The organism is Sphingobacterium sp. MAE (assembly GCF_056711605.1).
In genome coordinates, this window is sequence record NZ_CM160044.1 from 516,338 (window position 1) to 542,147 (window position 25,810).

A 25,810-nucleotide genomic window follows, 5' to 3' on the forward strand; every position below is an offset into this window, starting at 1 on the left:
TCGAACAATTTGATCCAATAAAAAAGCCTTCTTAAAAGAAAGAAGGCTTTTTTATTGGATCAGAGTTTTAAGCTTATTTCGATAAGAACATCGATTTTTTAGCCACTAAATCTCTAAAGTAAGGATCATTTAAATCTTTGATGAAACGGATAGCTTCACCTGTAGATTTCATTTCTGGACCTAATTGTTTATCAACTTCAGGGAATTTAGAGAACGAGAATACTGGTTCTTTGATTGCCCAGCCTTGCAACTTGCGCTCGATTTTGAAATCTTTTAATTTGTTTACACCTAACATAATTTTTGTTGCGATGTTGATATAAGGCACGTCATATGCTTTAGCGATAAATGGAACCGTACGTGATGCACGTGGATTTGCTTCGATGACATATACATTTTCACCTTTTACAGCAAATTGTATATTCAGTAAACCACTTACATTTAATGCTTTTGCTAGTTTAACCGAATACTCCGCCATTTTATCTTGTACAGCTTGTGTTAAGCTGAACGGAGGTAATACAGCATAAGAGTCACCCGAGTGAATACCTGCAGGCTCGATATGCTCCATCATACCTATGATGTGTACATCTTCACCATCACAGATGGAATCAGATTCTGCTTCTTCAGCACGATCCAAGAAATGGTCAATTAAGACACGGTTTCCGGGAAGGTTTTTCAGTAAGTTCACTACTGCTTTCTCTAGATCATCATCGTTGATCACGATGCTCATGCCTTGACCACCTAATACGTAAGACGGACGAACAAGAACTGGATATCCAACTTCATTTGCAACTTGGATTGCTTCTTCTGCAGATTCAGCAACACCGTATCTTGGATAAGGAATATCTAATGATTTTAATAAATCAGAGAAGCGACCGCGATCTTCAGCTAAATCCATGTTTTGGAAATCTGTTCCGATGATCTTAACACCAAGAGCTTCTAGCTGATCAGCCATTTTAAGAGCTGTCTGACCACCTAACTGAACGATAACACCTACTGGTTTCTCTAATTCAATGATTTCGCGAACATGCTCCCAGAATACAGGCTCAAAGTATAATTTATCAGCCATGTTGAAATCTGTGGAAACAGTCTCTGGGTTACAGTTAACCATGATGGCTTCGAAACCAGCTTCTTTAGCTGCTAATAAACCGTGTACACAAGAATAATCAAATTCAATACCTTGACCGATACGGTTAGGACCTGAACCTAATACGACGATTTTTTTCTTGTCAGAAGCTACGGATTCGTTTTCCTCTTCAAAAGTAGAGTAGTAGTATGGTGTTTGTGCAGGGAATTCTGCAGCACATGTATCAACCATTTTATACACGCGGCTAATGCCTAGTTCCTTACGGCGATCATAAACCTCATCTTCAGTAACGTTGCCTAATAACCAAGAGATTTGAATATCAGAATAACCTTTTTGTTTCAAGGTCATAAAGAAGTCTTTAGGAATATTATTCAACTGGTAACGGCGAAGTTCAGTTTCTAATGCTACTAATTCTTGAATTTGAAGTAAGTACCATTTATCGATACGTGTTGCTTTACGGATAGATTCCAAAGGAACACCTAATTCGAAAGCATCTTTGATATGGAAAAGACGATCACCACTTGGATGCTCAAGGCTATCCATGATCTCTTCTAAATTGCGTAGTTGACGACCATCAGCTCCTAAACCAGCACGGTTTGTCTCTAATGATTGACATGCTTTTTGTAATGCCTCGATAAACGTACGGCCAATTGCCATTACTTCACCTACTGCTTTCATTTGTAAGCCTAATTCTTTGTTTGCTCCTTTGAATTTATCAAAGTTAAAACGAGGTACTTTGACGATTACATAATCTAAAGTAGGTTCGAAATAAGCTGAAGTTGTTTTGGTAATTTGGTTCTGTAACTCATCCAAATTGTAGCCGATTGCTAATTTTGCAGCGATTTTAGCAATTGGGTACCCCGTTGCTTTAGATGCCAAAGCTGAAGAGCGCGATACACGTGGGTTGATTTCGATAGCGATAATATCTTCATTCTCTGGGTTAACGGAGAACTGAACGTTACAACCTCCCGCGAAATTACCAATCGAGCGCATCATTAAGATGGCTTGATTACGCATGCTTTGGTAGCATTTGTCAGATAAAGTCATACCTGGTGCAACTGTGATCGAGTCACCTGTATGGATGCCCATTGGATCAAAGTTTTCAATCGTACATATGATGATTACATTATCATTTGTATCACGTAGCAACTCTAATTCGAATTCTTTCCAGCCTAAAACTGCTTTCTCTACTAATACCTCGTGTGTAGGAGAAGCGCTTAAACCTCTACTTAAAGCGGCATCGAACTCATCTTTCGAGTGTACGAATCCACCTCCAGTACCTGCTAATGTGTAAGAAGGACGAATGACTAATGGATAACCAATTTCTTGTGCTGCTTCTTTACCTTCTAAGAAAGAGTTCGCGATTTTGGAAGGTGCTACACCTACACCGATATCAATCATTAATTGACGGAACTCTTCACGGTTTTCTGTTTTTTCAATTGCAGCAACATCAACACCGATAACTTTAACGTCGTATTTTTCCCATAGTCCGATGTTTGAAGCTTCGATACATAAGTTTAACGCTGTCTGACCACCCATAGTAGGCAACACGGCGTCAATCTGCTGTTCTTTAAGAATTTCTTCAATACTTTCTACAGTTAAAGGAAGTAAATAAACGTGGTCTGCAATGACTTTATCAGTCATGATCGTTGCAGGGTTCGAGTTGATGATGGAAACTTCAATGCCTTCTTCTTTTAAAGAAAGGGCTGCTTGAGATCCCGAATAATCAAATTCACAGGCTTGACCAATTACAATTGGACCTGATCCAATGATTAAAACCGATTTAATGGAGGTGTTTCTTGGCATTATATCTAGTTCAAAAAATAAAATTTCAAAGTATGAACAAAGACAATCAAAAATGCGCTTCGAGAAGGGTATATTCCGACCGCTTTGTCGGAGTGCAAAATTACATTATTTTATTTGATTTTTTGGAATTTATTTTCAGATAAATCATTTAAACAAAATAGGGAAACAAAAAATGGAGAAGCAACTTGTTTTGAAATCGCGCTTCTCCATCATTTTGATGCTGTATTTAATACACAATCAGTTCATCTGCAAACAGAAATCCTTTTTTAGGATTTGTCGCTACAACACGAACATAACGTGCATGCTGCGGCTTTGCCAATTTAAGTTCAAACCGTTTAAATGTTAATGTCGGATCTTGGTCTGAGACATCATTTTGAACGATACCTACTTCTCTAAATGTACGACCATTTTCGGATAATAATACTTTAAATTCTCCCGGCATATATACTCCTGGGCCGGTAATTTGCATGAAGTTCATCGCCACACTACTGATTTCTTCACGGCGCTCAAAATCAACAACTACATCGAGATCTTTCAAAAATCCCTGCCATTGACCATCTTGGTAGGTCAGTCCGCCTTTGATTCCATTTGTTAACGTCAATTCCTGTTGTGCAGGATAACCATCACTCCATTTGTTATTGTTGGTAACCGTTTTTCCGATCGCTTTATGCACATCCAATTGAATCGTTTCGATCGGTCCGACTTGAGTAGAGTCCAAGAAATAAGCCGCTTTTATAATTGCTGGTACAGATAGATCAAACGAGTTGTTATAAGGAGTCGCCTGGTAGGTCGGTTTTGATCCATCTATCGTGTAGCGGATATTGCTGGCATGCAATTGCTCGGTACTTAAGGTAACGTTATTAGATCCCTTCTTTTCGTCAAATACGACAGTTCCTTTAACATTGTAGGATGGTCGATAGTAGTTGATATCAAAGTGCTGTAAGATTTTGTAGTGCGATTGCAGTCGCTTATGAAAATTTGGCCAATTTTTAAGATCCGATTTTGTCCATACCACTTCCGATAAAGCTAATGCTCTGGGAAAAGCCATGTATTCGAGTTGAAAATAGTTAGGCATATATTCTGCCCATAAGTTACCTTGAGCTCCTAATACATGTTTTATTTTATCTTCTTGAATACCACTTGGGATGGGGTTATATTCGTAGACTTTGCTGATCGGAAGATATCCACCTATGGTCTCGGGTTGTGTTCTCGGATCTGTCTGGTAGGAGTCAAAATAAAGGTGAGATCCTGGAGTCATGATCACATCATGACCTGCATTGGCTGAGTTGATTCCGCCAGATTCACCTCTCCAGCTCATGACCGTCGCACCTTTTGTCAAACCGCCTTCTAAAATCTCGTCCCAACCAATGATCTTGCGACCTTTGGATTGAACATATTCATCAATTTGTTTAATGAGATAACTTTGTAATTCTTCTTCAGATTTTAAGCCTTCTTTTGTTTTTAATGCTTGACATTTAGGACAAGTTTTCCAATGTTTTTTATCGGCCTCATCGCCACCAATGTGAATATAAGGGGAAGGGAATATTGCAATGACTTCATCCAGTACATTTTTTAAAAATTCAAAAGTTTTTTCATTGCCTATACAAAATTCTGATTGGGTATAGGGTTTGCCCGAACACGATAATTCGGGATAAATTGCCAACACTTCTTCTGAATGTCCAGGCATCTCGATTTCCGGAATAATATTTATTCCTTTTTTAGCCGCATATTCTACTAGCTCGCGCGCTTGTTCTTGTGTGTAAAATCCACCGCTGGCATTTGGCGTTCCTGCATCAACATATTGACGGCCATTATTCCACCAATCTTTCCATTTGACATGTGTACGCCACGCTGCTTTCTTGGTCAGTTCTGGATATTGTTTGATTTCTAATCTCCATCCTGCACCATCGGTGAGGTGCCAGTGTAAATTATTGAATTTGTAGATCGCCATAATGTCCACAAATTTCTTCATGATATTGAAAGGAATAAAGTGTCGAGATGGGTCTAAATGAAGTCCGCGATAAGAAAAAGTAGGCTTGTCTTCTATATCTAGTGCAGCAATTTGTGTTGGATCGTCTTGTAAATAACCCAATTGGACTAATGTGTAGATTGCATTGATAACTGGAGCAACGTCATGCGCTAGTACGACGATTCCTTTTTCGCTGATGGCGATACGATATGCTGATTTGTCCAATTTATCGGAGTCTTCAGCTTTTAAGATACGAATACCTTCCTTAGGTGCTTTCTTGATCTTTTTTACAATTTCAGTGGTTAAGGATGCAATTGCAGGATGTTCGGCTAATAATTGACTCGCACTTACAAAATCTTGTGAAACAAAGATTTTGGGATGAGTCGGTATGTGATAGGTTCCTACCGCTAAGGTCAGACTTGCCGGTTTAGGGATTAAGTCGAAATTTTGTTGTGCAAATATATTCAGAGGCAACAACCCCGCTAATAGTACCAAAGTTATTGAATGGCTAAATCGCATATGCATTGGGATTAAATGTGATGTTTCACAAATATCATAAAAAAAACAATATGTTTAATACTAATGCGTACAACTAGAAACGGATATTATGATAGTATTCAAACAAATTGGCAATTAAAAATTACATTTATAATCATTAACTTTGCCTTATGATTGAACTTCCAGTTATTCCTGCAACACAAACACAGCGTAAGCCAGATTGGTTGCGTGTAAAATTGCCAGTTGGTAAAGAATACAGACATGTAAGAGGCCTTGTAGATGAGCATAAGCTACATACGATTTGTGAGAGTGGTAATTGCCCGAATATGGGTGAATGTTGGGGTGCGGGAACCGCTACATTTATGATTTTAGGAAATATCTGTACGCGTTCTTGTTCATTTTGTGCTGTAGCGACGGGTCGTCCCAAAGCAGTTGAATTGGATGAACCTGCGCGTGTTGCCAATTCTGTTAAATTGATGCAAGTGAAGCATTGCGTCATTACATCTGTTGATCGTGATGACCTGAAGGATGGTGGTTCTATCATCTGGGCAGAAACCATTAACGCTATTCGCCAAGAAAGTCCTACAACGACATTAGAAACTTTAATCCCTGATTTCAAGGGACAATGGGAAAATCTTGATCGTGTACTTGCTGTTCGTCCAGAGGTTGTCTCTCATAATATTGAAACGGTTAGACGTTTGACTCGTGAAGTACGTATACAGGCAAAATATGATCGCTCATTAGAATGTCTCCGCCGTATTTCTGAAGCAGGTCTGCGTACAAAATCAGGTATTATGCTTGGTTTTGGAGAAACTGAAGCAGATGTTATCGAAACTATGCAGGACTTATTTAATGTAGGTGTTGATATTTTAACCATTGGTCAGTACCTCCAACCTACCAAAGCGCATCATCCGGTAGTGGAGTGGATAACACCAGCTCAATTTGATGTATACAAAGAAATTGGTTTAAAAATGGGATTCAAATATGTGGAGTCAGGTCCCCTAGTAAGATCTTCATACCACGCAGAGAAACATTTGTTTGATATGCAATAGTGGTGTATATATACGTTATAAAAGCCCTAAATATGTGAATATTTAGGGCTTTTTTATGAAATAATGATTTTTAATTGGCATATTTAACGATATGACTGCATTGGAACATTTCAAAAGCCTATATTCGATTGATGATGACTTAACGTTATTGTTTTCCCAAATTATTGAAACCAAAGAATTTCATAAGGGAGATATAATCTTTGAACCGGGTAGCTATTTGAGGTATATCTATTTTATAGAATCGGGTTTTAGTCGTATATTCTATTTCAAAAATAACAGAGATATCACCCATTCTTTTTTTGGATCGAATACATTTAGTACCGGTATAGAAAGTGTTTTTTATCAAAAACCATCTATCTTCGGTTTTCAGGCACTCACCAACTGTAAAATTTCGCTTATACCTTTTCAAACGATATATGAGTTGTCAAAAACAAATATTATTGTAAGTCAGATCATACAAAAAGTGTTATTGGGTTCAGTGATCAGCTATTCTAACCGATTTTACAATACGCAATTTCAGACTGCACTGGAGCGTTATCAACTGCTGTTGACAGAAAATCCTGAGCTTTTTCAAAATGCTTCTTTAGGCCATATTGCCTCTTATCTAGGTATATCTCAACAAACGCTATCGGTTATTAGAGGGCAGTTAGTATAATTTTTCCTTTTTAAGATATCTTAAAAATTAAACCGTAAAACATACGCACCTTTGTATTGTTAATAGTGATACTAATCGACCCTTTAAAAGAGTTATGAATATGTTAGTTAAAAAAATTTCATGCTTAATATTGTTATTGCCATTCTTTCATCAAGGGATTTCCTATGCGCAGCAAGGTATAAGTCCGCAGTTGAAAGAACCTATACAAAAGGCAATTCAGAATAATAGCGATATTAAAAATAGTTATTTAGAAAATCAGAAGACGCTTTTAGATCAGCATACTGTTAGCGGAAAATTATTGCCCCATGTGACTGCTATGGGCATGTATGGTTATCTCCATGGCACTGGTGAATTGGATCTCCCAACGAAAACTTTACCATTGCTCGGTCTTAATCTTTTTGAAGGTGCTCAGAAATTCAATGCCTCATCTCAGATAGGATTTGCAGGGGTAAATGCCACTCAAGTAATTTTTAGCGGATTACAGATCACTAATGGCAAAAAAGCTTTAGATGAAAAATATAAAGCACAGCAATTGATGACAGAGGCAGGTTATGAAGGATTGGCACAGGAGGTGGTTCAGACATTTGATCAGATCATGTTATTAAAAGAAGTGGATGCGTTGATTGCTGATTCGGAAAGAAGATTGAATAAAGAACATCTCAAGGTTATAAAAGCAATTGAAAATGGTTTAGCTATACCCTATGATCGTGATAAAATCAAACTGGCGATGTTGGAGTTAGAAAGTAAAAAAGCAGAATCCCAAAATAACCGTGAGCTTTTATATTTTAAATTAGAAGAACTGACCAAGATGCCAGTCGATAGTCTTAAGCTCGTTAGTTATCCGCTTGAGTTGGTTGTAGTAGATCCTGTACAGCCAGCTGTGGAGAACAGGAAAGAGATGCAAGCTTTGGCGAGTTCTCAGCGCGCTTATGAATATGTGCTGAAAAAAGAAAAGGGTGCACGATTGCCCCAAATCTTTGCATTTGGTAGTGCTTTTTACTTCAATGCATTTGATACCAAATTTAAATTCAAAGATGTACCGCTTATGGGAGATGTAAATCTGAGTGCCAATCATTTTCAACTGGCTCCAGGTTTTGCTGTAGGTGTAGGGGTTAAATGGGATGTATTTGATGGTAATCAACATCGCAATAATATCAAAAAAGCAAACCTTGATCTGGTTATGAACCAGAACAAATGGAATGATACGAAAGATAAGCTATTGCTTTTACAGCGTAAAACAAATTCGGATTATCAGTTGTCCATGAAAAAGATGGCTGTCCATGAGCAGCAGATTAAAATTGCCAATAATAATCTTGTTCTAGCATCAAAGCAATTTGAGGCAGGCTTAATCGATGTGACAGAAAGATTAAGTGCGGAAAACGAATTATATAAGCAATCGCTTAGTTTTTACAATCAACTGTTGGTTCAGCGTATGGCTGTTTTAGAATTATTAAAATCACAAGGAAGTCTTTATCAATCACTAGTCAAATAATTATGAGAAAATATATATATATCCTAGTCATCGCAGCATTTATACAGGGGTGTGGTCATGATGCACCTCTCAAAAATTCTTTTGAAGGAAAGATTGAGCGGGATCAAATTGCTGTCACCACTAAGATTCCGGGAAAAGTACATCAAATATTGGTGAGTGAAGGAGATGTTGTACAAGCTGGCGACACCTTGATGATTCTCGAATTTCCAGAAGTGGAGGCTAAGTCCATTCAAGCAAAGGGTGCGCTTGAGTCTGCTGAGGCGCAATATAATATGGCTGTAAAAGGAGCAACTGATAACCAGTTGAAGCAATTGCGTGCTAAACGGGATGGACTGCGAGAGCAATATCAATTTGCAGAGAAATCATTGACAAGAATGCAAAACCTCATTAAAGATTCTTTGGTGGCGCAGCAACAGTATGATGAAGTTTACATGAAATTTCAAGGGGCAAAGAATCAATACTTAGCAGTACAAGCGGAGTTGGCCGATGCGGAAAACGGTGCGCGTATAGAACAGCAGAAGATGGCTTTGGGACAAAAGGAGCGCGCTATTGGTGCTGTTTCTGAGGTCGATGTTGCCACTAAAGAGCGTTTTATCATCGCACCTCAAAATATGACGGTAGAAACAATCAATTTGAAAATTGGTGAACTTGCTTTGGCAGGGTATAGTTTAGTTTCGGGATATCTCATCGATGGTACATTCTTTAGGGTAACAATTCCTGAAAAACAATTGCATAATCTGACTGTTGGCAGTAAACAGACGCTATCTTTTCCTTATCTCAAGGATAAAAAAATAGCGGCAGAGGTGGTTTCGATTAAAGCTTTGAGTTCATATGCTAATATTGCGACTGCGTATCCTGATTTTGAACAGCAAGAATCATTATTTGAAGTGAAATTGAAACCGGTTCAAAAAGATGATGCGCAGCAATTGTTGACAAAAGCGACGTTTATCCTTCACCTCGATACTACAAAATAAGTATTATGCGTACATTCCTATCCTTATTAAAGCGAGAATTTCAACTCTTTTTCCAAAATAAAGTGTTGCTCATGCTTTTCGTGGGAGCGCCTATTTTATACGGTGTTTTAATTGGTGCTGTCTATCAAAAGGGTAAAGTAACCCATTTGCCTATAATCGTGGTGGATCAAGACCGAAGCCCGCTGAGTAAACAACTGATCACGATGTTTAATGAAAGTGAAGTCATTTATGTAGCTGCGATTTTGCCTGATGCGTTTAATGCAAAACAAGAGGCACTGAAACATGAAGCTACGGTAGTGGTTCAAATTCCTAAAAATTTTGATTCGGATGTGAACTATAATAGAAGCACAGAATTAACATTTTTTGTCAATGCTGCCAATACCTTGACATCCAACTATGCAAGTATGGCTGCAAATGTTTGCGCTGCAACGCTAAAGGCAGGAATTCAAATAAAAGCGCAACAGAAAAAAGGTGTTCCTGAATATGTCGCAACTCAGCAATATGAACCTTTTAAAACGACTATCATACGGCAGAATATTAAAAGTGGCAATTATTTGTATTTTATGCTACCTGGTGTTCTTTTGACTGTACTACAACAAGTCATGATGCTTGCCTTAGCATTAAGTTTTGCTTCTGAATTTGAAAAGGGAACATTTAAAGATTTAGTCTCAAAATCGTCGAATGTACTCTTATTGATATTGGTTAAGATAGCCCCTTTCTTATTGATGTCTATTGGGATATATATCCTCTATTATGGTTTTTCAATTTTTTACCGGATGCCATTGCATATACCTATGGCACCTTTTCTCTTTGGGACCATACTATTTCTACTTGCTGTCAGCTTTATTGGCATATTGGTCAGCATCATAATCCCTAGCCAGCTTAAAGCGACTGAGATCCTGATGGTGATCGCTACACCAAGTTTTATCTTGAGCGGTTTTACTTGGCCTTTAAGTCAAATGCCGGATTGGGTCGTCCATATTTCAAAATTGATACCTCTGACACATTATTTGGAAATATTTAGGGTTCTGGTGATTGAACAAGGTACAGTGGAAAATGTGCGGTCATCTATTGCTGCACTTGCATGGACGACTGTGATTTGCTTTATTCTTTCATTTGTTTTATTATATCTGAAAGTGAAAAAAACAAAGAAAGAGGGGAGAGCACCTGCTACAAGTGATATCTAATGGGTAGGAATAGATGGATAATGTCCTTTTAGGATGCGTGTTTGCGTATACAGTTTTATCCAAGTTTCATTTTATGGGTGTCCTATTGAAGCTTTAGCACATTAAATTATTAAGAGTCAATAATTAATTTTATTGACTCTTAATGTATTGTAAATAAGTTTGTTAATTGTTTTAAAGTATGCTTTGTGGCACTTGGTTTGAGCACTTCATACCAAACGACACTAAATATCTTGATTATGAAAACAATGAAATTTTCGGTATTGGTAGCCACTTGGGTTGCTATACTCACAGTGTTCAGTCTGACATTCGTCTCAGCTCAGCAAAAGCAGCCAGAAAAGATGGTCAAAAAAACAGAGCAAAAGATGGCTCCAGCCATTCCTGTAAAACAAAATCCAGAAGTGGCAAAAGATTCTACTTCGGAAAAAAAAGTAATGGATAGAAAAATGAACAAAATGATGCCTAAACCTAAACCTCCGGGTAAATAGGTTTAAGTAAAACGATACAAAGAAGAGCAGGTTTGGCATGGATACATGTCAAACCTTTTTTATCATTTATCTGTTGTGTTAAATGTGTGTTAATTGCTTGAAGTCTAGTTGTTATTGGCATTTGTTTTGAATTTATGTAACTAGTTTTACACTTAAAAATATTGGGTTATGAATACCTTAAATTATTTTAAAAAATGGGCAGCAGTAGCTGCATTGGTTTCTATGTTTGGAATTGCAACAAGCAGTGCACAAGAAACACCTCCACATCATAAGGCAGTTAAAAAAGCAGAGAAGACGGTTAAGGATAATACAACCGTGACCAAGGAAACAGCAAAACAATCTGCTAGAAAAGAAAGTGCTGCTGCAAAAACAGAAGCTGACAAAGCTGTGAAGTCAGCGGAAAAAGCCAAGTCTGATGCCGCTAAAACAAGGGAGTTAACAAAGCAAACTGTAAAAAAAGAAAATGAAATTTCAAAAGCAGAGGCTAATAAAGCTGTAGAGAAAGCAAAAAGTAATGCTTCGGTTTCTACTGTTAAAATGAAAAATAGCGTTTCAGCAACTAAAAAATCGGGTACGGATAAGCTATCATCAGAGAAATATAATGGACATGCTGTATATATCGGTCCAGAAGGTGGCAAATATTATATCAATAGCAATGGTAATAAAACATATATACCAAGAAATTAATATTGTTTTTTATAGGAGACAGATCCAGGTGTTTGTCTCTTGACAGCTGAAAAAGTTGATTTTTAACACATCAAAAAAGGCTATTCGAATAACTCGAACAGCCTTTTTCTTTTTCAAAAATCAAAATAAATGATTAGCAGTACTCGTCAAATGCTGCAACTAAATTGTCAGCAATCATTTGTGCAGAGCGACCCTCAATCATATGTCTTTCTATCATATGAACTAATTTACCATCTTTGAACAGAGCCATTGCAGGAGAAGATGGAGGATAAGGCAACATATAGTTTCTAGCTTTATCAACGGCGTCTTTTTCCATACCTGCAAATACCGTTACAAATTTAGTAGGACGTTTTTCATTTTTTACTGCCGCTTTAGCTGCAGGACGGGCATTTGCTGCTGCACAACCACATACTGAGTTTACAACGACAAATACTGTACCTTCAGTAGCGATAGCTGCATCAACTTGCTCTGCAGATTTTAACTCTTCGAAACCTACATCTGTAAGCTCCTTACGCATTGGTTCTACTAAATATTCTGGATACATAATCTTCTTTTTTAAATTTAATACTACAAATATAAGGGTTGTTAGGAGCTAAGTCAAGACATTAGTCTCAAAACAATGTCAGAATTTGAAAGCTTTCAAATTCAACGTTTTGATTTAAAGGTATTGATTGGTATTTTTGCTAATAAATTTAAAACTTAAAAAGAAGAATATATGTCATCAGTAGCAAGTACATACGTACCATACAAAGTTAAGGATATCAGCCTTGCAGAATGGGGTCGTAAAGAAATAGAATTAGCGGAAGCTGAAATGCCTGGCTTAATGAGCCTTCGTGCTGAGTTTGGTGCAGCAAAACCATTAAAAGGTGCGCGTATTGCTGGTTGTCTTCACATGACTATCCAAACTGCGGTGCTTATAGAAACTTTGGTTGAATTGGGTGCTGATGTAACTTGGTCATCTTGTAATATCTTTTCTACTCAAGATCATGCTGCTGCTGCTATTGCCGCTGCAGGTATTCCTGTTTATGCTTGGAAAGGTATGAATGAAGAGGAATTTAACTGGTGCATCGAGCAAACGTTATTCTTTGGTGAAGATCGTCAACCCTTAAACATGATCTTAGATGATGGTGGTGATTTGACAAATATGGTGTTTGATAAATACCCGGAATTGATTGCTGAAATCAAAGGTTTATCGGAAGAAACAACAACAGGTGTTCACCGTTTATATGAGCGTATGAAAAATGGTACACTTCATTTACCTGCGATCAATGTCAATGATTCGGTTACGAAATCTAAATTTGATAATAAATATGGTTGCCGCGAGTCATTAGTTGATGCGATCCGCCGTGCTACCGATTTGATGTTAGCAGGTAAAGTAGCTGTAGTGGCTGGTTTTGGTGATGTAGGTAAAGGTTCTGCTGAATCATTACGTTCGGCTGGTGTACGTGTTATCGTGACAGAAATCGATCCAATCTGTGCACTACAAGCAGCAATGGAAGGCTTTGAAGTGAAAAAATTTGCTGATGCAGTGAAAGAAGCAAACATCGTTGTGACGACTACGGGTAATAAAGATATCGTTCGTGCTGAGCATTTCAAAACAATGAAAGATAAAACAGTTGTTTGTAATATTGGTCACTTTGATAACGAGATTGATGTAGCTTGGTTAAATAGCAATTACGGTAATACTAAAATTGAGATCAAACCTCAAGTGGATAAATACACGATCGATGGCGTGGATATTATTTTATTGGCAGAAGGTAGATTGGTGAATTTAGGCTGTGCTACTGGACACCCTTCATTTGTGATGTCTAATTCATTCACTAACCAAACGTTAGCGCAATTGGAATTATGGACAAATACTGCTGCTTATGAAAATAAAGTATATACCCTTCCAAAATATTTGGATGAAAAAGTAGCACGTTTACATTTAGCGCATATCGGTGTTGAATTAGACGTATTGACCGAAGAGCAAGCTGCTTATATTGGTGTTACTGTTGATGGTCCGTTTAAAGCTGAAGCTTACCGTTACTAACATCAAATATTTAAAAATAAAAAACGCCTCAATTGAAAGCAATTGAGGCGTTTTTGTATAATAATGATTATTAGCCGGATATATTTAAATATCCATTCTTAAATTTCGGTAAACTAATCGCATGATGTATAGAAATACAATACCTGCGGATATCATGGTAAAATTGATAAACAGAAATATAATGAATGCTGATGCTGTGATGTAAAGAAAGAAAAGGATACCGTCTTTGGTACTGTGCATCTGATATATAGCCACACAAGCTAATATATAAATAAAAGAAATAATGGCTGTAACAGTCAGGTCTAAATGCAATGAATTAAATAATGTAATCATTTTTTTGTTATTTATGAATGTACTAATTTTTAAGCTAAACATTCATGAGGGCAATAGGTTGTACTTTGCAAAAGACGAAGAGTAAGCGGTACAATTAATTGTATCTCTTTACAGATTGGGATTTGTAAATTTCAAAGAATTGTGCTCATTAGTAAGCATTTTGTTGTCATAAACGCGCTATAACAACGGTACAAATTTACCGTTCTAATGTGAAGTTAATGTTAAGTTTTCATGTATTTCGAAAATCTTATTTTCTGTTAATAGCTTCTAGTGCATTTTTAAGTCTTTCATCACCTAATCCGGATATGATGATATAGTTCGCCTTCAAGGATTTTAGTTCGGATTCCCACACGCCCATAAAGTGTTCGCGATGCTCAGGGAAGTCGCGCAATGGATCTTCTTCCCACGGAAGATCAATATCCATCAGGAGATAGAGGTCATAATGGCGATTGTTAATCTCCTCCTTCACGTCTTGAGGCGTATCGCCAAATAAATAATCACACCATATTTTAATGGTCATGATGGTCGTATCACAAATAAGCAAATTATTTTTTGCTAGTGGGATCAGCGTATTTTCCAGTGCTATCTGCCCATAGTACATATTGACCTCATCCTGCAAGGTATATTCATTATGTAAGTTTTTGCAATATTCTCGTGCGTATTCTGGGACACAGACAGTATCAAAATGTCGTGCTACTGCTTGTGCTATAGTAGATTTTCCTGTTGATTCAGGTCCTACAACGGCGATTTTTATTAAGTCTGGATTTGATGTACTCATTCGTGGGTATAAAGTTAGGCATCTTGTTTGGACATTATAGCATAAAAGTACGATAAGTGACTCTCCAATCCTTATAGCCCATCCACGCGATGATGGCAAATGCGAAGTATAGAATTGCGGTGAGTAGTAGACCCTTATGAAAATAGAGGGGAATATAGCATATATCAACAAAAATCCACAGGAGCCAATTTTGGAGTACTTTTCGAGTCATTAGGAATTGGGCAACAAAGCTGACTGCTGTACAAAAGCCATCTGCGTAAGGAACGTCCGAGTCGGTCATTTTCTGTAGAAAAGTGCCAAGCAAAACGGTTAGGATGACGATAATAATAAGGGTGAAGAGCATTTCACGATTTGTAAACGAGACAATCGGTTTATCATCTTCTTTGATTTTTTTAGACCAATAATACCAACCATAAATGGCTGTACTTAAAAAATAGAGTTGTAGTACTGCGTCACCATATAGTTTACTATGATAGAAAATATAGGCATAGGTCAGCACGCTGATCACACTGATGGGCCAATTCAGGATATGTTGTTTGGCTGCGAGATAGACACATAGAAAACCGGTGATGGTGCCAATCCATTCGAGCATGGTGGTCTGGGCAAATTGTTGAAAAATCTGCTGTATAATTGCAGGCATAGCTTTCGTGTCTTTAGCAGGTAAAGATACGAATTTAGCAAAAGCGTTCATTTGCCCAAAATAATTTTAGGGCATCAGTATGTTAATAGGACTATTCGCAACGTTACAGTATGGGTTTCATAGCAGGTTCCAGTCCCAATTCCACTTACTGCACTTGCTTATTGGCACAAGTAGTACTGGCAAAAGATTCCGGCTTTGCCTTAAATACAAAACCCATTCCCATAATGTAACCCATCGCCTCTTTTAATGCAACATTTGACTGGAAATTAGGATTGGTGTTGATGTCGGCGTGAACTTCTAGATCGACTTGGTACTGTTCTAGAAGTGGGCATAGTTCGTAAGCAACTTCGATTGATTTTTGAACTTCCAGTAGCATGCGCTCTTTAATGCCCATCAGGTGAGTTCTTTTGTCTTTATGAACAAACATAAAGCCACCTCGGTGTTCTCGGAGGAAAACAATGACTGTAGCAAAATCGATAGTTCCTCTTTTTATTTGTGAATCTGTTCCGATATAGACTTTGAGTTTATTGCCCAGATCTATTTCTTTTAAGATATTGGTTTCAACAGCATCCCATATAGATGTCTTGATGCTTTCGCCATTGTATTTCTGCCAAGTCATATAAAAATAAGTTAGTTTGTGTATGTGCGTATTTCATTTTGTTGATTAAATTTACTGATATATAATGTGTTAAGAGCAATGCTCCGTATTAAGTTTTTACTACTAAATTATAAAGATTAGTGCTTACTCCCGTAAGCAAGATCTCCTGCATCTCCTAATCCTGGTACGATATAAGCTTTGCTTGTCAATTCATTATCCACTGCTCCTACCCAAATGATTGCTTTGGGTAAAAATGCTTGAACATGTCTTATTCCTTCTTCTGAAGCGATGGCAACAACAATATGCAATTCTTTGATCGCATAATCAGCCAATAGGTCTTTGCAACATAATACGGCACTTTTGCCAGTAGCAAGCATCGGATCTGCGACAATAACCACTTTGTTGTCAAGATCCGGAGTATTGACATACTGTTTATGTATTTCAAATTCACCGCTCTTCTTGGTATGGCGATATGCCGCGATAAAGGCACTGTCTGATCGGTCGAAAACATTTAATAATCCCTGATGTAAAGGCAGACCAGCTCGAAGAATTGTCGCTAAAACGGGGTGTTCAAGGAGCATCTGTGTATTCGCGATACCTAAAGGAGTTTCCACATCTGCGGGAGCGTAAGTCAATGTTTTACTGATCTCATAAGCGAATATTTCTCCTAGGCGTTCGAGATTGCGACGGAAACGCATACGATCTTTCTGAATAGTAACATCACGTAATTCTGCAATGTATTGATTGGCGATGCTGTTTTGCGTACTTAGGATGTTTAGCATATGGTGTAGATTATAGTGATCATAGCAATTTACACAAATAATCTCAATTTACTGTTTGATTAATGATAAAATAGTTCAGGTATTTTGTCCCCTACGTTATTATACAAATGCCTCATTTATTTTGATTAAATTTGTCATACTTGAATAGGATTTTATGAAGTTTCAACTTACATCTGAATATAAACCAACTGGAGATCAGCCTACTGCTATCAAAGAATTAGTACAAGGTTTGAATGAAGGGGAACAATACCAAACACTTTTAGGGGTGACGGGATCGGGAAAAACTTTTACAGTTGCCAATGTCATCCAGCAAACCCAAAAGCCGACTTTAATACTCAGCCATAATAAAACCTTAGCAGCGCAGCTCTACGGAGAATTTAAACAATTTTTTCCTGATAATGCTGTCAATTACTTTGTCTCGTATTACGATTATTACCAACCTGAGGCATTTATAGCCTCATCCAATACCTATATTGAAAAGGATCTGGCCATTAATGAGGAAATCGAGAAACTGCGTTTAGCTACGACTACAGCCTTGATGTCCGGACGGCGTGATGTTATTGTGGTTTCTTCTGTTTCCTGTATCTATGGTATGGGTAATCCAGAAGATTTTTCAAGGTCCATATTTCGCTTTGCAATAGGCACTGTTATTTCTCGAAATGCTTTTTTACATCGTTTAGTGGAGATTTTATATGCGCGTACGACTACGGAATTTAAAAGAGGAACTTTTCGGGTGAAAGGAGATACGGTTGATATTTACCCTGCATATCTAGATTTTGCCATCCGTGTTTCATTTTTCGGGGATGAGATTGATGAGTTAAGTGAGATAGATCCGTTGTCGGGAAAGACCTTAAATAAAATGGAGGAACTTGCTCTTTTCCCCGCCACACTATTTGTTACACCAAAGGAAAAGTTCACCTCGACGATCTGGGCTATCCAAGAAGAGATGGTGCAACGCAGAACACAACTGGAAGATGAAGGGAAGATGCTGGAAGCAAAACGTCTGGAAGAACGGGTGAACTATGATCTGGAAATGATGCGCGAGCTTGGTTATTGTTCTGGAATTGAAAACTACTCCCGATTTTTTGATGGTCGTGAACCTGGGATGCGCCCGTTCTGTTTATTGGATTATTTTCCCGAAGATTATTTACTTGTTATCGATGAAAGCCATGTCACGATTCCGCAGTTACGGGCGATGTATGGTGGTGACCGATCTCGCAAAATTGCTTTGGTAGAACATGGTTTCAGATTACCTGCGGCGTTGGATAATAGACCTCTGAATTTTCCGGAATTTGAATCCTTGACCAATCAAACCATCTATGTTTCTGCAACTCCGGGCGACTACGAATTGCAACAAACAGAGGGTGTTTTTGTGGAGCAGGTGATTCGTCCTACTGGTTTGCTAGATCCGATCATTGAAGTACATCCGGCAATCAATCAGGTGGATGATTTTCTGGAAGAGGCTGACAAGGCCATTAAGGCAGGTGGTCGTGTACTGGCTACTACGTTAACGAAACGGATGGCTGAAGAGTTGACCAAGTATATGACGAAGTTGAATATCAAAGTTCGTTATATCCACTCTGAAGTCAAGACATTAGAACGGGTCGAAATTTTACGTGGATTACGCCTCGGCGAGTTTGACGTGCTGGTGGGCGTAAACTTGTTAAGGGAAGGACTCGATTTGCCTGAAGTAACTCTTGTCGCGATATTAGATGCTGATAAGGAAGGTTTTTTACGTTCTCAACGATCATTGATTCAAACGATTGGTCGTGCTGCCCGTAATGATAAAGGACGGGTGATCATGTATGCCGATCGGATGACTGATAGTATGACCTTGACGATTGATGAAACCAATCGTAGACGAGAGAAACAAATGAAATATAATGAAGAGCATCATATCACTCCGCGCACTGTCGGTAAAACGAAAGCAGAAATTATGGAGCAAACTTCTGTTGCAGACTTTAATGGTCTAGAACAACAGATCTATGTTGAACCAGATCCTACTGTAACCGTTGCTGCTGATCCGGTATTGCAATATCTGGGAGAGAAAGAGCTTAAAAAAGCGATTGATACCGTTCGTAAGAAAATGGAGAAAGCAGCCAAAGAAATGGACTTTTTAGAAGCTGCCAAACTCAGGGATGAAATGTTCTCGCTAGAGAAAACATTTGATGAACGATTTAAATAAACATAGCATTTAAGGAGTGCCTGTAGCATCATATGCTGTATAGGGCACTCCTTATTATTTTTTCTATTATTCTTTTTCTTTATATAAAACGGTATTGCCTTTTATCAGCGTCCAGCAATGCTGATCCTGCATTAATTTATAATCTTTGTTTTCATACTCATATGCACGGACATGTTTGAGCACAATACTTTCAGGGCTTTCTTTTACAAAAACTTCTGCCGCTTGTTTCTTTTCGTCAACGATTAGGAAAGCTGCTGTTTGATAACTTTCTTTATTATCGATAACGTCGAGTTGTATTTGTTCGAAAGGACGTACGCAGCTATCTTTTAAGGTTGACCACGTGTAGCCTGCACTTGCTATACAACCGTGAGCATCTTTGTCTGCTCCAACTAAGGGAGTGTCTGGAGATTGTGATGCTTGTTTGTTCTTGGATTGACAAGACATAAACATAATCGAAGCAACCATGACCATATTAAGTAAATGTTTCATATGTTGGTGTTTGTATTTCAGGTATTTCTACATAAACTGTACCATATAAAATATACTTATTTGGTCGATTTTTTTTATAAACCTTTCTTTTGTCAAAAGGCTTCATTATTTTTATAAGAATAAGTTAATACCTAATCAACTAAACAAAATAGATACATGAAAAAGCCAATAATTGTCATCAAGTTTGGCTCGGCTTCCATTACTACTTCGGATGGCGAAGTAGATGAACGAACCCTATTAGAAATTGCAAGACAAGTAGCTCAACTACAGCCCTATTATAACATCGTTCTGGTCTCATCAGGTGCTGTTGCAGCCGGTAAAAAGTTTTTAACCCGTTATGCGGGAACACTGTCAGAGCGTAAAGCGGCTGCAGCGATTGGAAATCCGCTATTACTACAACTGTATAGCACTTATTTTAAACCTTTTAAAATTGCATTGGCCCAAAGTTTATGTGAGCGTCAGCATTTTGCCAATAGGAACCAATTTGTGCAATTGAAAAGCACGTATGAGACGTTATGGAAAAATAACATTATTCCAGTAGCTAATGAGAATGATGTGGTGAGTAATAAAGAATTGAAGTTTTCTGATAATGATGAACTTGCAACCTTAATTGCGGTTGGATTTGGTGCTGAACAAATTTTATTTAGTACTTCAGTACTTGGGGTTTTGGACGCAGAGGGCAACGTTATACCAGAATTGAAAGTGATTGATAAGGCCGCGCTTTCATTAGCGCGTACAGATAAATCTTCAGTAGGTCTGGGGGGTATGACTTCTAAATTAAATTTTGCCCGTTTGGCCAATCAGATGGGAATTCGGGCCGTTATCTTTAGTATGCAAACGGAAAATGCACTGCTGAAAGCCATAAAAGGTGAAACGGGTACTATCTGTTTGGCTCAACCAAAGAAAGTCTCTTCGCGCAATAAGTGGCTGGCCAGCGGTAGTTTAATTAAAGGAAAAGTCATCATCGATCAGGGTGCAGTGGAAGCGTTGTTACAACGGAAAAGTCTGCTGCTGGTCGGTGTCAAGGACGTGGTACAGCAATTTGAAGCAGGAGAGGTTTTTCAGGTTTTTGATGAGGCAGAAAATATTGTTGCCGTTGCCAAATCAAAATGGGATGCTGGAGATTTAATAGATAAAGAGAAGCGGACAGATATTGTATTGGCGCATGCCGATGATATCGTATTGTTATAGTATGGAAAATATCACAAGACAATTAGAAGCAGCACGGGCTGCTACCCGGGATATCAATCAATTGGATTCGGGTAAAAAGGAAATGATCTTACAGGATCTAGCAGATGCTTTGTTGAATAATGTTGGTGCTATTCTTACAGAAAATGAAAAGGATGTGCAATTAGTAGATATCGATGATCCCAAAAGGGACCGTTTGATTTTAAATGAGGATCGGATAAAGGCATTAGCTAAAAGTGTGCTCGATGTCGCTCAGCTTCCTGATCCATCCGGTCAGCTATTAAGCAAGCAGGTATTGGAAAATGGATTGTTGTTGGAAAAAAAGGCTGTTCCTTTAGGAGTTGTTGCGGTTATTTATGAATCAAGGCCCAATGTCACGATCGATGTTGCGGCGCTTTGTCTACGATCGGGCAATGTCTGTTTGTTAAGGGGAGGGACCGATGCTTTTCATACCAATACTGTATTGATTGAAATCATTCAGCAGGTATTGCTTAAAAATCAGCTAAATCCAAACATTGTCCAACTGCTTCCAACAGATCGCAAGTTTGTGCAGGAATTGCTTACGGCAACGAAGTATGTCGATATCATTATACCTCGCGGTTCACAATCGTTGATTGATTTTGTTCGCGCTCATGCTAAAGTTCCCGTTATCGAGACAGGAGCAGGGGTGTGCCATACGTATGTGGAGCAATCTGCTACCATTGATAAAGCAGTTGCTATTGTTGCTAATGCAAAAATATCAAGACCATCAGTATGTAATGCCCTGGATACGGTATTATTGGATGCGCCAATTGCGGATTTATTTCTTCAGCATATTATTGTCCCTTTTCTCGAAGAACAGGTGGAGATTTTTGCAGACGAAAAGAGTTATGACATTTTGAAACAACTGCGCTATCCTTATTTGCAAAAAGCGGATGCTGCTGATTTTGGACGTGAATTTTTGGATTTAAAATGTTCCATAAAAGTATTAGATGGGCTTGATGCTGCCTTGGAGCATATTGCGACTTATTCTTCCAGACATTCAGAATGTATCGTTTCTAATGATGCTGAAAAATTGGAACGATTTATGAATGCTGTGGATGCCGCTGCTGTATATGCAAATGCTTCTACCAGATTTACAGATGGTGGAGAATTTGGTTTAGGAGCAGAAATTGGTATTTCTACACAAAAGCTTCACGCGAGAGGACCTTTTGCTTTGGAGAAATTAGTGACTGAAAAGTGGTATGTAACAGGTAATGGACAAATAAGATAATATGGGAATAAGATTTGAAAGTAATTCATTGTTGAATTGGACAAATGAAATGGGTAAGTTTTTGAGATTACTTGTCGATGAGCAGCATGTGTTTGATGAACCATCTTCCCTCGTATTTGATAAAGCCTATGGTGAGTTTTTTAAAAATAACCGCGATAATTTTCTTAAAATAAGTGGGATAGAAATGTTGCAATATGCAAAAGAGGAATTGGATGTGGAGCAGATCAGACCTTTAGCATTGGTCTTGATGCATGATGGCCTGAGAAGTCCAGCTAAAGAACAGCAGCATGAATTGCTTTCGAAAGCTAAGCTGTTATTAAATTATGTGATGAAAGAGACATCTAGTTTTGCTTTTGAGGATTATGGGTACTTGGCAACAATAGACAGTAAACTTTCTCAATAAAGTGCCATACATTGGCTGATCTTTTCTATCCAGTCTCTGTAAAACAAAAGGGAACAATTTTGTTCCCTTTTGTTTTATTTATTTTAAGATTTCTCTCGCGATGACCAATCGCTGTATTTCAGAAGTTCCTTCGTAGATTTGGGTTATTTTTGCGTCGCGCATCATGCGTTCCACATGGTATTCCTTTACGTATCCGTAACCTCCATGGATTTGTACCGCTTCAATACTTGTTTTCATCGCTACTTCTGAGGCATGAAGCTTGGCCATCGCAGCCTCTTTACTGTAAGGCAATTCCTGATCTTTGGTCCAAGCTGCTTTATAAGTGAGTAGCCGTGCTGCCTCTATTTCAACCTCCATATCCGCGAGTTTAAATTGGATCGCCTGATGATCAGAAATCGGTTTACCAAAAGTTTTACGTTCTTGGGCATATGCGAGAGCGAGATCATACGCACCAGCCGCTATACCCAGTGCTTGTGCTGCGATACCAATCCTGCCACCATCTAAAGTTTTCATCGCAAATTTGAATCCAAATCCATCTTCTCCTATCCGATTTTCTTTGGGGACTTTGACATCTGTAAATAAAAGCGAATGTGTGTCCGAACTACGGATTCCTAATTTATTTTCTTTTGGTCCAATGGTAAAACCAGGCATACCTTTTTCTACAATCAAGACATTGATACCGCGATGTGCTTTTTCTGGATGGGTCTGTGCTATGATGAGATAGATATCGGCATTTCCGCCATTGGTAATCCAATTTTTAGTTCCATTTAATAGATAGTGATCTCCTTGATCTATTGCTGTTGTATGTTGGGAGGTTGCATCGGATCCTGCTTCGGGCTCAGATAGGGCAAATGCGCCCAATTTTTGGCCGCTGGCCAGTGGTTTTAAGTATTTTTCTTTTTGCTCCTCTGTGCCGTAAGCTTCCAGTCCATAACACACCAGTGAATTATTAACAGACATAATTACAGCAGCAGAAGCATCGATTTTTGCAATTTCTTCCAGCACGAGGGTATAAGCTAGCGTATCTAAGCCGGCACCCCCGTACTGGGTGGATACCATCATGCCCATGAAACCTAATTCGCCCATTTTCTTGACCTGCTCATAAGGAAATACTGCTTTTTCATCCCTTTCGATTACACCAGGTTTTAAATCGTGCTGCGCAAAATCTCGTGCAGCTTCCTGAATCATTTTATATTCTTCGCTTAATTCAAAATTCATAATGCGTACATTGGTAATGGTTTGTAAGTAAATATACTTATTTTTTATTATGCTTGCATAATAAAATATTATAAATTTTTGTTAACAATTGTAAAAAAATAAGCTTTGACTTTGTTATGAATAAAAATCTACTATATTTGTAGAGTATATAGTGTATAACTTAAAAAAAATAGATATGAGTTTAAGATTAGGAGATGAAGCGCCAAATTTTAAAGCGCAAACAACCATAGGAGATATTGATTTCCATGAGTATATTCAAGATAGTTGGGTTGTGTTTTTTTCTCACCCTTCAGACTATACACCTGTATGTACCACTGAACTTGGGCGTACCGCAAAATTAAAATCAGAGTTTGATAAAAGAGGTGTGAAAGCCATTGCTCTAAGTGTTGATCCTCTAAAGGATCACTTTGCTTGGATTGAAGATATTAACGAAACACAGGATACAACGGTTAATTTTCCCATCATTGCCGACGAAGATCGACATGTATCTGAATTGTATGATATGATTCATCCCAATGCATCTGCTACGGTAACGGTACGTTCTGTATTTATAATTGGCCCAGATAAAAAGATCAAATTGACATTAACTTATCCTGCATCTACGGGACGTAATTTTGATGAGATCTTACGTGTGATCGATTCCCTACAGTTAACAGCAGATTATTCAGTGGCGACACCAGCTGATTGGAAACATGGGGAGGATGTGATTGTGGTTCCGGCAATAAAAACGGAAGACATTCCTGCAAAATTTCCAAAGGGTTTTAAAGAAATCAAACCGTATCTGAGAACGACACCGCAACCAAACTTATAGGGCTTATCAGAAATTGTCATAAAAAAAGGGATCAATATTTATATTGATCCCTTCTGTTTTATATTCCTGATCGTAAATTAATACACCTTTACCATGTATATATAATCTTGTATTCGCTTGATCTGTTCTGTTCGTGAAAGTCCAGAAAGCATGTTTTTCTTATTCAATTTTACCTGACCCTGTAGGGAGTCTGCCGGAATTTCATCCAATGCTTTTAAGATTGATTTTGTTTTGATCGCAAAAGCAGCTCCGTCGATACCTCTCTGTTTACCAGAGATAATTCCGATAACATTACCTTTTGTATCCATCACTGGACCGCCACTATTTCCTGGATTCACCGGAATTGAGATTTGATACGCGATAGTATCTCCTGCATATCCTGTTGCAGAACTCAAATATCCTTGGCCATATACGGCTTCATCACGAGGGAAACCGATAGTGTAAATATCTTCACCTAAATCAGATGCTCCGGTTTTAAACGTATAAGGGAGTGCCTTGCCTTTTTTAAAGCTAGCATCTTCTATCAATAGGATCGCTAAATCATTGGCTGCATCTGAATGGATCACTTGTGCTTTATACGATTCTCCCTTATTATTTTGCAAATAAATAGAATCGGCACCGCTTACTACGTGGTAATTTGTCACCACATAACCGTTATTGGAAACCATAAAACCTGTGGCTCCAAATTGGCTAGCTGAGGCTTCATTTGCTTTTGTAGATTTATTGTTGATATTTTTAAGTGCAGCATTATGTTCATTGACATCTTTCTTCACATTGTTCATATCGCGTTTTAATGCACTATAATCTGTGTTGGCTTTATCAATGTTTTTATAGTAACCTGAAATCCATAAAGTAGAAAATACGGCTACCACAGCCACAGCTGCTGCCACGAGTGAACTTGCTTTCAATTTGGCCCATAAAGAAACAATTTTTGTTTGTTTCATCGGGATCACCTGAGCTTGATGGTGGGATTTGTGATATCCTTTAGCAACTTGTGCTAGTTGCTGTTTAAAATCTACACGAGCTTGAGTTGCTTTCAAATTATTAACAAATTCACGGTGCTGCGTTAATTGCGCCGAGAAAGAAGGATTTTCTGCACAGAAAGATTCAAAAGAAGAACGTTCTTCTTTTACCATTTCATCTCTGAGATAGCGATCTGCTAATTCAAAAAATTCTTGTTGACTCATCATACTCATTGTTTGTTATGCTATT

The 25,810-nt window shown here is 38.1% G+C and carries 24 protein-coding genes; 13 read left to right on the forward strand and 11 right to left on the reverse strand.

Annotated features, from left to right (window positions below):
* Window positions 1-73: 73 nt before the first annotated feature.
* Together carB and AC06G9_RS02225 are read right to left on the reverse strand one after the other, a co-directional pair.
* Complete coding sequence (gene carB / locus AC06G9_RS02220) at window positions 74-2,890, reverse strand: carbamoyl-phosphate synthase large subunit (protein WP_108160528.1); 2,817 nt, start codon at window positions 2,888-2,890, stop codon at window positions 74-76.
* Between the two features lie 226 nt (window positions 2,891-3,116).
* The gene (locus tag AC06G9_RS02225) at window positions 3,117-5,378 is read right to left on the reverse strand and encodes a glycoside hydrolase family 20 protein (RefSeq protein WP_480957455.1); all 2,262 of its coding nucleotides are present in this window, start codon (window positions 5,376-5,378) and stop codon (window positions 3,117-3,119) included.
* Between the two features lie 149 nt (window positions 5,379-5,527).
* Here AC06G9_RS02225 and lipA point away from each other — a divergent pair, with 149 nt between their 5' ends.
* The 7 genes from lipA (at window position 5,528) to AC06G9_RS02260 (ending at window position 11,889) form a co-directional block, all read left to right on the forward strand.
* A complete protein-coding gene (gene lipA / locus AC06G9_RS02230) occupies window positions 5,528-6,409 on the forward strand; it encodes a lipoyl synthase (protein WP_045754064.1) in 882 nt (293 codons plus the stop codon).
* 91 nt (window positions 6,410-6,500) lie between these two features.
* Window positions 6,501-7,064: a Crp/Fnr family transcriptional regulator gene (locus tag AC06G9_RS02235; RefSeq protein WP_045754065.1), complete on the forward strand. Its 564-nt coding sequence runs from the start codon at window positions 6,501-6,503 to the stop codon at window positions 7,062-7,064.
* Between the two features lie 100 nt (window positions 7,065-7,164).
* A complete protein-coding gene (locus tag AC06G9_RS02240) occupies window positions 7,165-8,556 on the forward strand; it encodes a TolC family protein (RefSeq protein ID WP_346570151.1) in 1,392 nt (463 codons plus the stop codon).
* Between the two features lie 2 nt (window positions 8,557-8,558).
* Entirely contained in the window at window positions 8,559-9,530 is a 972-nt protein-coding gene (locus AC06G9_RS02245; RefSeq protein WP_346570152.1) for an HlyD family secretion protein, read from the forward strand.
* Window positions 9,531-9,535: 5 nt separating this feature from the next.
* On the forward strand, window positions 9,536-10,717 hold the full coding sequence (locus AC06G9_RS02250) for an ABC transporter permease (protein WP_248754869.1): 1,182 nt from the start codon (window positions 9,536-9,538) through the stop codon (window positions 10,715-10,717).
* Between the two features lie 236 nt (window positions 10,718-10,953).
* Window positions 10,954-11,202: a hypothetical protein gene (locus tag AC06G9_RS02255; protein ID WP_094771721.1), complete on the forward strand. Its 249-nt coding sequence runs from the start codon at window positions 10,954-10,956 to the stop codon at window positions 11,200-11,202.
* Between the two features lie 168 nt (window positions 11,203-11,370).
* Entirely contained in the window at window positions 11,371-11,889 is a 519-nt protein-coding gene (locus tag AC06G9_RS02260; RefSeq protein ID WP_346570154.1) for a hypothetical protein, read from the forward strand.
* A 133-nt stretch (window positions 11,890-12,022) separates the two neighbouring features.
* On the opposite strand, the gene AC06G9_RS02265 is transcribed toward AC06G9_RS02260, so the two are convergent.
* Window positions 12,023-12,433, reverse strand: coding sequence for a BrxA/BrxB family bacilliredoxin (locus AC06G9_RS02265; RefSeq protein WP_045754070.1), 411 nt, complete (start codon window positions 12,431-12,433; stop codon window positions 12,023-12,025).
* Between the two features lie 171 nt (window positions 12,434-12,604).
* Between AC06G9_RS02265 and ahcY the strand changes: the two genes are divergently transcribed.
* Complete coding sequence (gene ahcY, locus AC06G9_RS02270) at window positions 12,605-13,921, forward strand: adenosylhomocysteinase (RefSeq protein ID WP_045754071.1); 1,317 nt, start codon at window positions 12,605-12,607, stop codon at window positions 13,919-13,921.
* 84 nt (window positions 13,922-14,005) lie between these two features.
* On the opposite strand, the gene AC06G9_RS02275 is transcribed toward ahcY, so the two are convergent.
* From AC06G9_RS02275 to upp, 5 genes are all read right to left on the reverse strand, one after another.
* Window positions 14,006-14,254 (reverse strand): hypothetical protein, encoded by a 249-nt coding sequence (locus AC06G9_RS02275; RefSeq protein WP_146171112.1) that lies wholly within the window; start codon window positions 14,252-14,254, stop codon window positions 14,006-14,008.
* A 247-nt stretch (window positions 14,255-14,501) separates the two neighbouring features.
* Window positions 14,502-15,032 carry an AAA family ATPase gene (locus AC06G9_RS02280; RefSeq protein WP_248754867.1) on the reverse strand — a complete coding sequence of 177 codons (531 nt, stop codon included), beginning with the start codon at window positions 15,030-15,032 and terminating at the stop codon, window positions 14,502-14,504.
* Between the two features lie 34 nt (window positions 15,033-15,066).
* Window positions 15,067-15,723 (reverse strand): nicotinamide riboside transporter PnuC, encoded by a 657-nt coding sequence (gene pnuC / locus AC06G9_RS02285; protein WP_480957456.1) that lies wholly within the window; start codon window positions 15,721-15,723, stop codon window positions 15,067-15,069.
* A gap of 94 nt (window positions 15,724-15,817) precedes the next feature.
* Window positions 15,818-16,291, reverse strand: a complete 474-nt coding sequence (locus AC06G9_RS02290; RefSeq protein WP_045754074.1) for a ribonuclease H-like YkuK family protein — start codon at window positions 16,289-16,291, stop codon at window positions 15,818-15,820.
* Window positions 16,292-16,407: 116 nt separating this feature from the next.
* Complete coding sequence (gene upp / locus AC06G9_RS02295) at window positions 16,408-17,052, reverse strand: uracil phosphoribosyltransferase (protein WP_045754075.1); 645 nt, start codon at window positions 17,050-17,052, stop codon at window positions 16,408-16,410.
* A gap of 154 nt (window positions 17,053-17,206) precedes the next feature.
* Here upp and uvrB point away from each other — a divergent pair, with 154 nt between their 5' ends.
* A complete protein-coding gene (gene uvrB / locus AC06G9_RS02300; RefSeq protein WP_480957457.1) occupies window positions 17,207-19,237 on the forward strand; it encodes an excinuclease ABC subunit UvrB in 2,031 nt (676 codons plus the stop codon).
* Window positions 19,238-19,303: 66 nt separating this feature from the next.
* Here uvrB and AC06G9_RS02305 read toward each other — a convergent pair whose 3' ends face one another.
* Complete coding sequence (locus AC06G9_RS02305) at window positions 19,304-19,726, reverse strand: hypothetical protein (protein WP_480957458.1); 423 nt, start codon at window positions 19,724-19,726, stop codon at window positions 19,304-19,306.
* Window positions 19,727-19,882: 156 nt separating this feature from the next.
* Between AC06G9_RS02305 and proB the strand changes: the two genes are divergently transcribed.
* The 3 genes from proB to AC06G9_RS02320 are packed head-to-tail and all read left to right on the forward strand — an operon-like array spanning window position 19,883 to window position 22,569.
* Complete coding sequence (proB, locus tag AC06G9_RS02310) at window positions 19,883-20,917, forward strand: glutamate 5-kinase (protein WP_480957459.1); 1,035 nt, start codon at window positions 19,883-19,885, stop codon at window positions 20,915-20,917.
* A gap of 1 nt (window position 20,918) precedes the next feature.
* Window positions 20,919-22,166, forward strand: coding sequence for a glutamate-5-semialdehyde dehydrogenase (locus tag AC06G9_RS02315; protein WP_480957460.1), 1,248 nt, complete (start codon window positions 20,919-20,921; stop codon window positions 22,164-22,166).
* Between the two features lies 1 nt (window position 22,167).
* A complete protein-coding gene (locus AC06G9_RS02320) occupies window positions 22,168-22,569 on the forward strand; it encodes a hypothetical protein (RefSeq protein ID WP_094771723.1) in 402 nt (133 codons plus the stop codon).
* Between the two features lie 78 nt (window positions 22,570-22,647).
* Here the strand turns inward: AC06G9_RS02320 and AC06G9_RS02325 are convergent, their stop codons facing one another.
* Entirely contained in the window at window positions 22,648-23,787 is a 1,140-nt protein-coding gene (locus AC06G9_RS02325) for an acyl-CoA dehydrogenase (protein ID WP_094771724.1), read from the reverse strand.
* Between the two features lie 175 nt (window positions 23,788-23,962).
* Here AC06G9_RS02325 and AC06G9_RS02330 point away from each other — a divergent pair, with 175 nt between their 5' ends.
* A complete protein-coding gene (locus AC06G9_RS02330) occupies window positions 23,963-24,598 on the forward strand; it encodes a peroxiredoxin (RefSeq protein ID WP_248754861.1) in 636 nt (211 codons plus the stop codon).
* A 77-nt stretch (window positions 24,599-24,675) separates the two neighbouring features.
* Here AC06G9_RS02330 and AC06G9_RS02335 read toward each other — a convergent pair whose 3' ends face one another.
* The gene (locus AC06G9_RS02335; protein ID WP_248754860.1) at window positions 24,676-25,788 is read right to left on the reverse strand and encodes a trypsin-like peptidase domain-containing protein; all 1,113 of its coding nucleotides are present in this window, start codon (window positions 25,786-25,788) and stop codon (window positions 24,676-24,678) included.
* Window positions 25,789-25,810 lie beyond the last annotated feature (22 nt).

What these genes read in the sequence shown, in the direction of transcription:
- AC06G9_RS02275 (WP_146171112.1), bottom strand. Translation starts at nt 14,254, where the DNA reads ATGATTACATTATTTAATTCATTGCATTTAGACCTGACTGTTACAGCC.
- AC06G9_RS02225 (WP_480957455.1), bottom strand. Translation starts at nt 5,378, where the DNA reads ATGCGATTTAGCCATTCAATAACTTTGGTACTATTAGCGGGGTTGTTG.
- AC06G9_RS02330 (WP_248754861.1), top strand. Translation starts at nt 23,963, where the DNA reads ATGAGTTTAAGATTAGGAGATGAAGCGCCAAATTTTAAAGCGCAAACA.
- AC06G9_RS02260 (WP_346570154.1), top strand. Translation starts at nt 11,371, where the DNA reads ATGAATACCTTAAATTATTTTAAAAAATGGGCAGCAGTAGCTGCATTG.
- AC06G9_RS02325 (WP_094771724.1), bottom strand. Translation starts at nt 23,787, where the DNA reads ATGAATTTTGAATTAAGCGAAGAATATAAAATGATTCAGGAAGCTGCA.
- carB (WP_108160528.1), bottom strand. Translation starts at nt 2,890, where the DNA reads ATGCCAAGAAACACCTCCATTAAATCGGTTTTAATCATTGGATCAGGT.
- proB (WP_480957459.1), top strand. Translation starts at nt 19,883, where the DNA reads ATGAAAAAGCCAATAATTGTCATCAAGTTTGGCTCGGCTTCCATTACT.
- ahcY (WP_045754071.1), top strand. Translation starts at nt 12,605, where the DNA reads ATGTCATCAGTAGCAAGTACATACGTACCATACAAAGTTAAGGATATC.
- AC06G9_RS02280 (WP_248754867.1), bottom strand. Translation starts at nt 15,032, where the DNA reads ATGAGTACATCAAATCCAGACTTAATAAAAATCGCCGTTGTAGGACCT.
- lipA (WP_045754064.1), top strand. Translation starts at nt 5,528, where the DNA reads ATGATTGAACTTCCAGTTATTCCTGCAACACAAACACAGCGTAAGCCA.
- AC06G9_RS02335 (WP_248754860.1), bottom strand. Translation starts at nt 25,788, where the DNA reads ATGATGAGTCAACAAGAATTTTTTGAATTAGCAGATCGCTATCTCAGA.
- upp (WP_045754075.1), bottom strand. Translation starts at nt 17,052, where the DNA reads ATGCTAAACATCCTAAGTACGCAAAACAGCATCGCCAATCAATACATT.
- AC06G9_RS02290 (WP_045754074.1), bottom strand. Translation starts at nt 16,291, where the DNA reads ATGACTTGGCAGAAATACAATGGCGAAAGCATCAAGACATCTATATGG.
- pnuC (WP_480957456.1), bottom strand. Translation starts at nt 15,723, where the DNA reads ATGAACGCTTTTGCTAAATTCGTATCTTTACCTGCTAAAGACACGAAA.
- AC06G9_RS02235 (WP_045754065.1), top strand. Translation starts at nt 6,501, where the DNA reads ATGACTGCATTGGAACATTTCAAAAGCCTATATTCGATTGATGATGAC.
- AC06G9_RS02240 (WP_346570151.1), top strand. Translation starts at nt 7,165, where the DNA reads ATGTTAGTTAAAAAAATTTCATGCTTAATATTGTTATTGCCATTCTTT.
- AC06G9_RS02250 (WP_248754869.1), top strand. Translation starts at nt 9,536, where the DNA reads ATGCGTACATTCCTATCCTTATTAAAGCGAGAATTTCAACTCTTTTTC.
- AC06G9_RS02255 (WP_094771721.1), top strand. Translation starts at nt 10,954, where the DNA reads ATGAAAACAATGAAATTTTCGGTATTGGTAGCCACTTGGGTTGCTATA.
- AC06G9_RS02265 (WP_045754070.1), bottom strand. Translation starts at nt 12,433, where the DNA reads ATGTATCCAGAATATTTAGTAGAACCAATGCGTAAGGAGCTTACAGAT.
- AC06G9_RS02315 (WP_480957460.1), top strand. Translation starts at nt 20,919, where the DNA reads ATGGAAAATATCACAAGACAATTAGAAGCAGCACGGGCTGCTACCCGG.
- AC06G9_RS02320 (WP_094771723.1), top strand. Translation starts at nt 22,168, where the DNA reads ATGGGAATAAGATTTGAAAGTAATTCATTGTTGAATTGGACAAATGAA.
- AC06G9_RS02245 (WP_346570152.1), top strand. Translation starts at nt 8,559, where the DNA reads ATGAGAAAATATATATATATCCTAGTCATCGCAGCATTTATACAGGGG.
- uvrB (WP_480957457.1), top strand. Translation starts at nt 17,207, where the DNA reads ATGAAGTTTCAACTTACATCTGAATATAAACCAACTGGAGATCAGCCT.
- AC06G9_RS02305 (WP_480957458.1), bottom strand. Translation starts at nt 19,726, where the DNA reads ATGAAACATTTACTTAATATGGTCATGGTTGCTTCGATTATGTTTATG.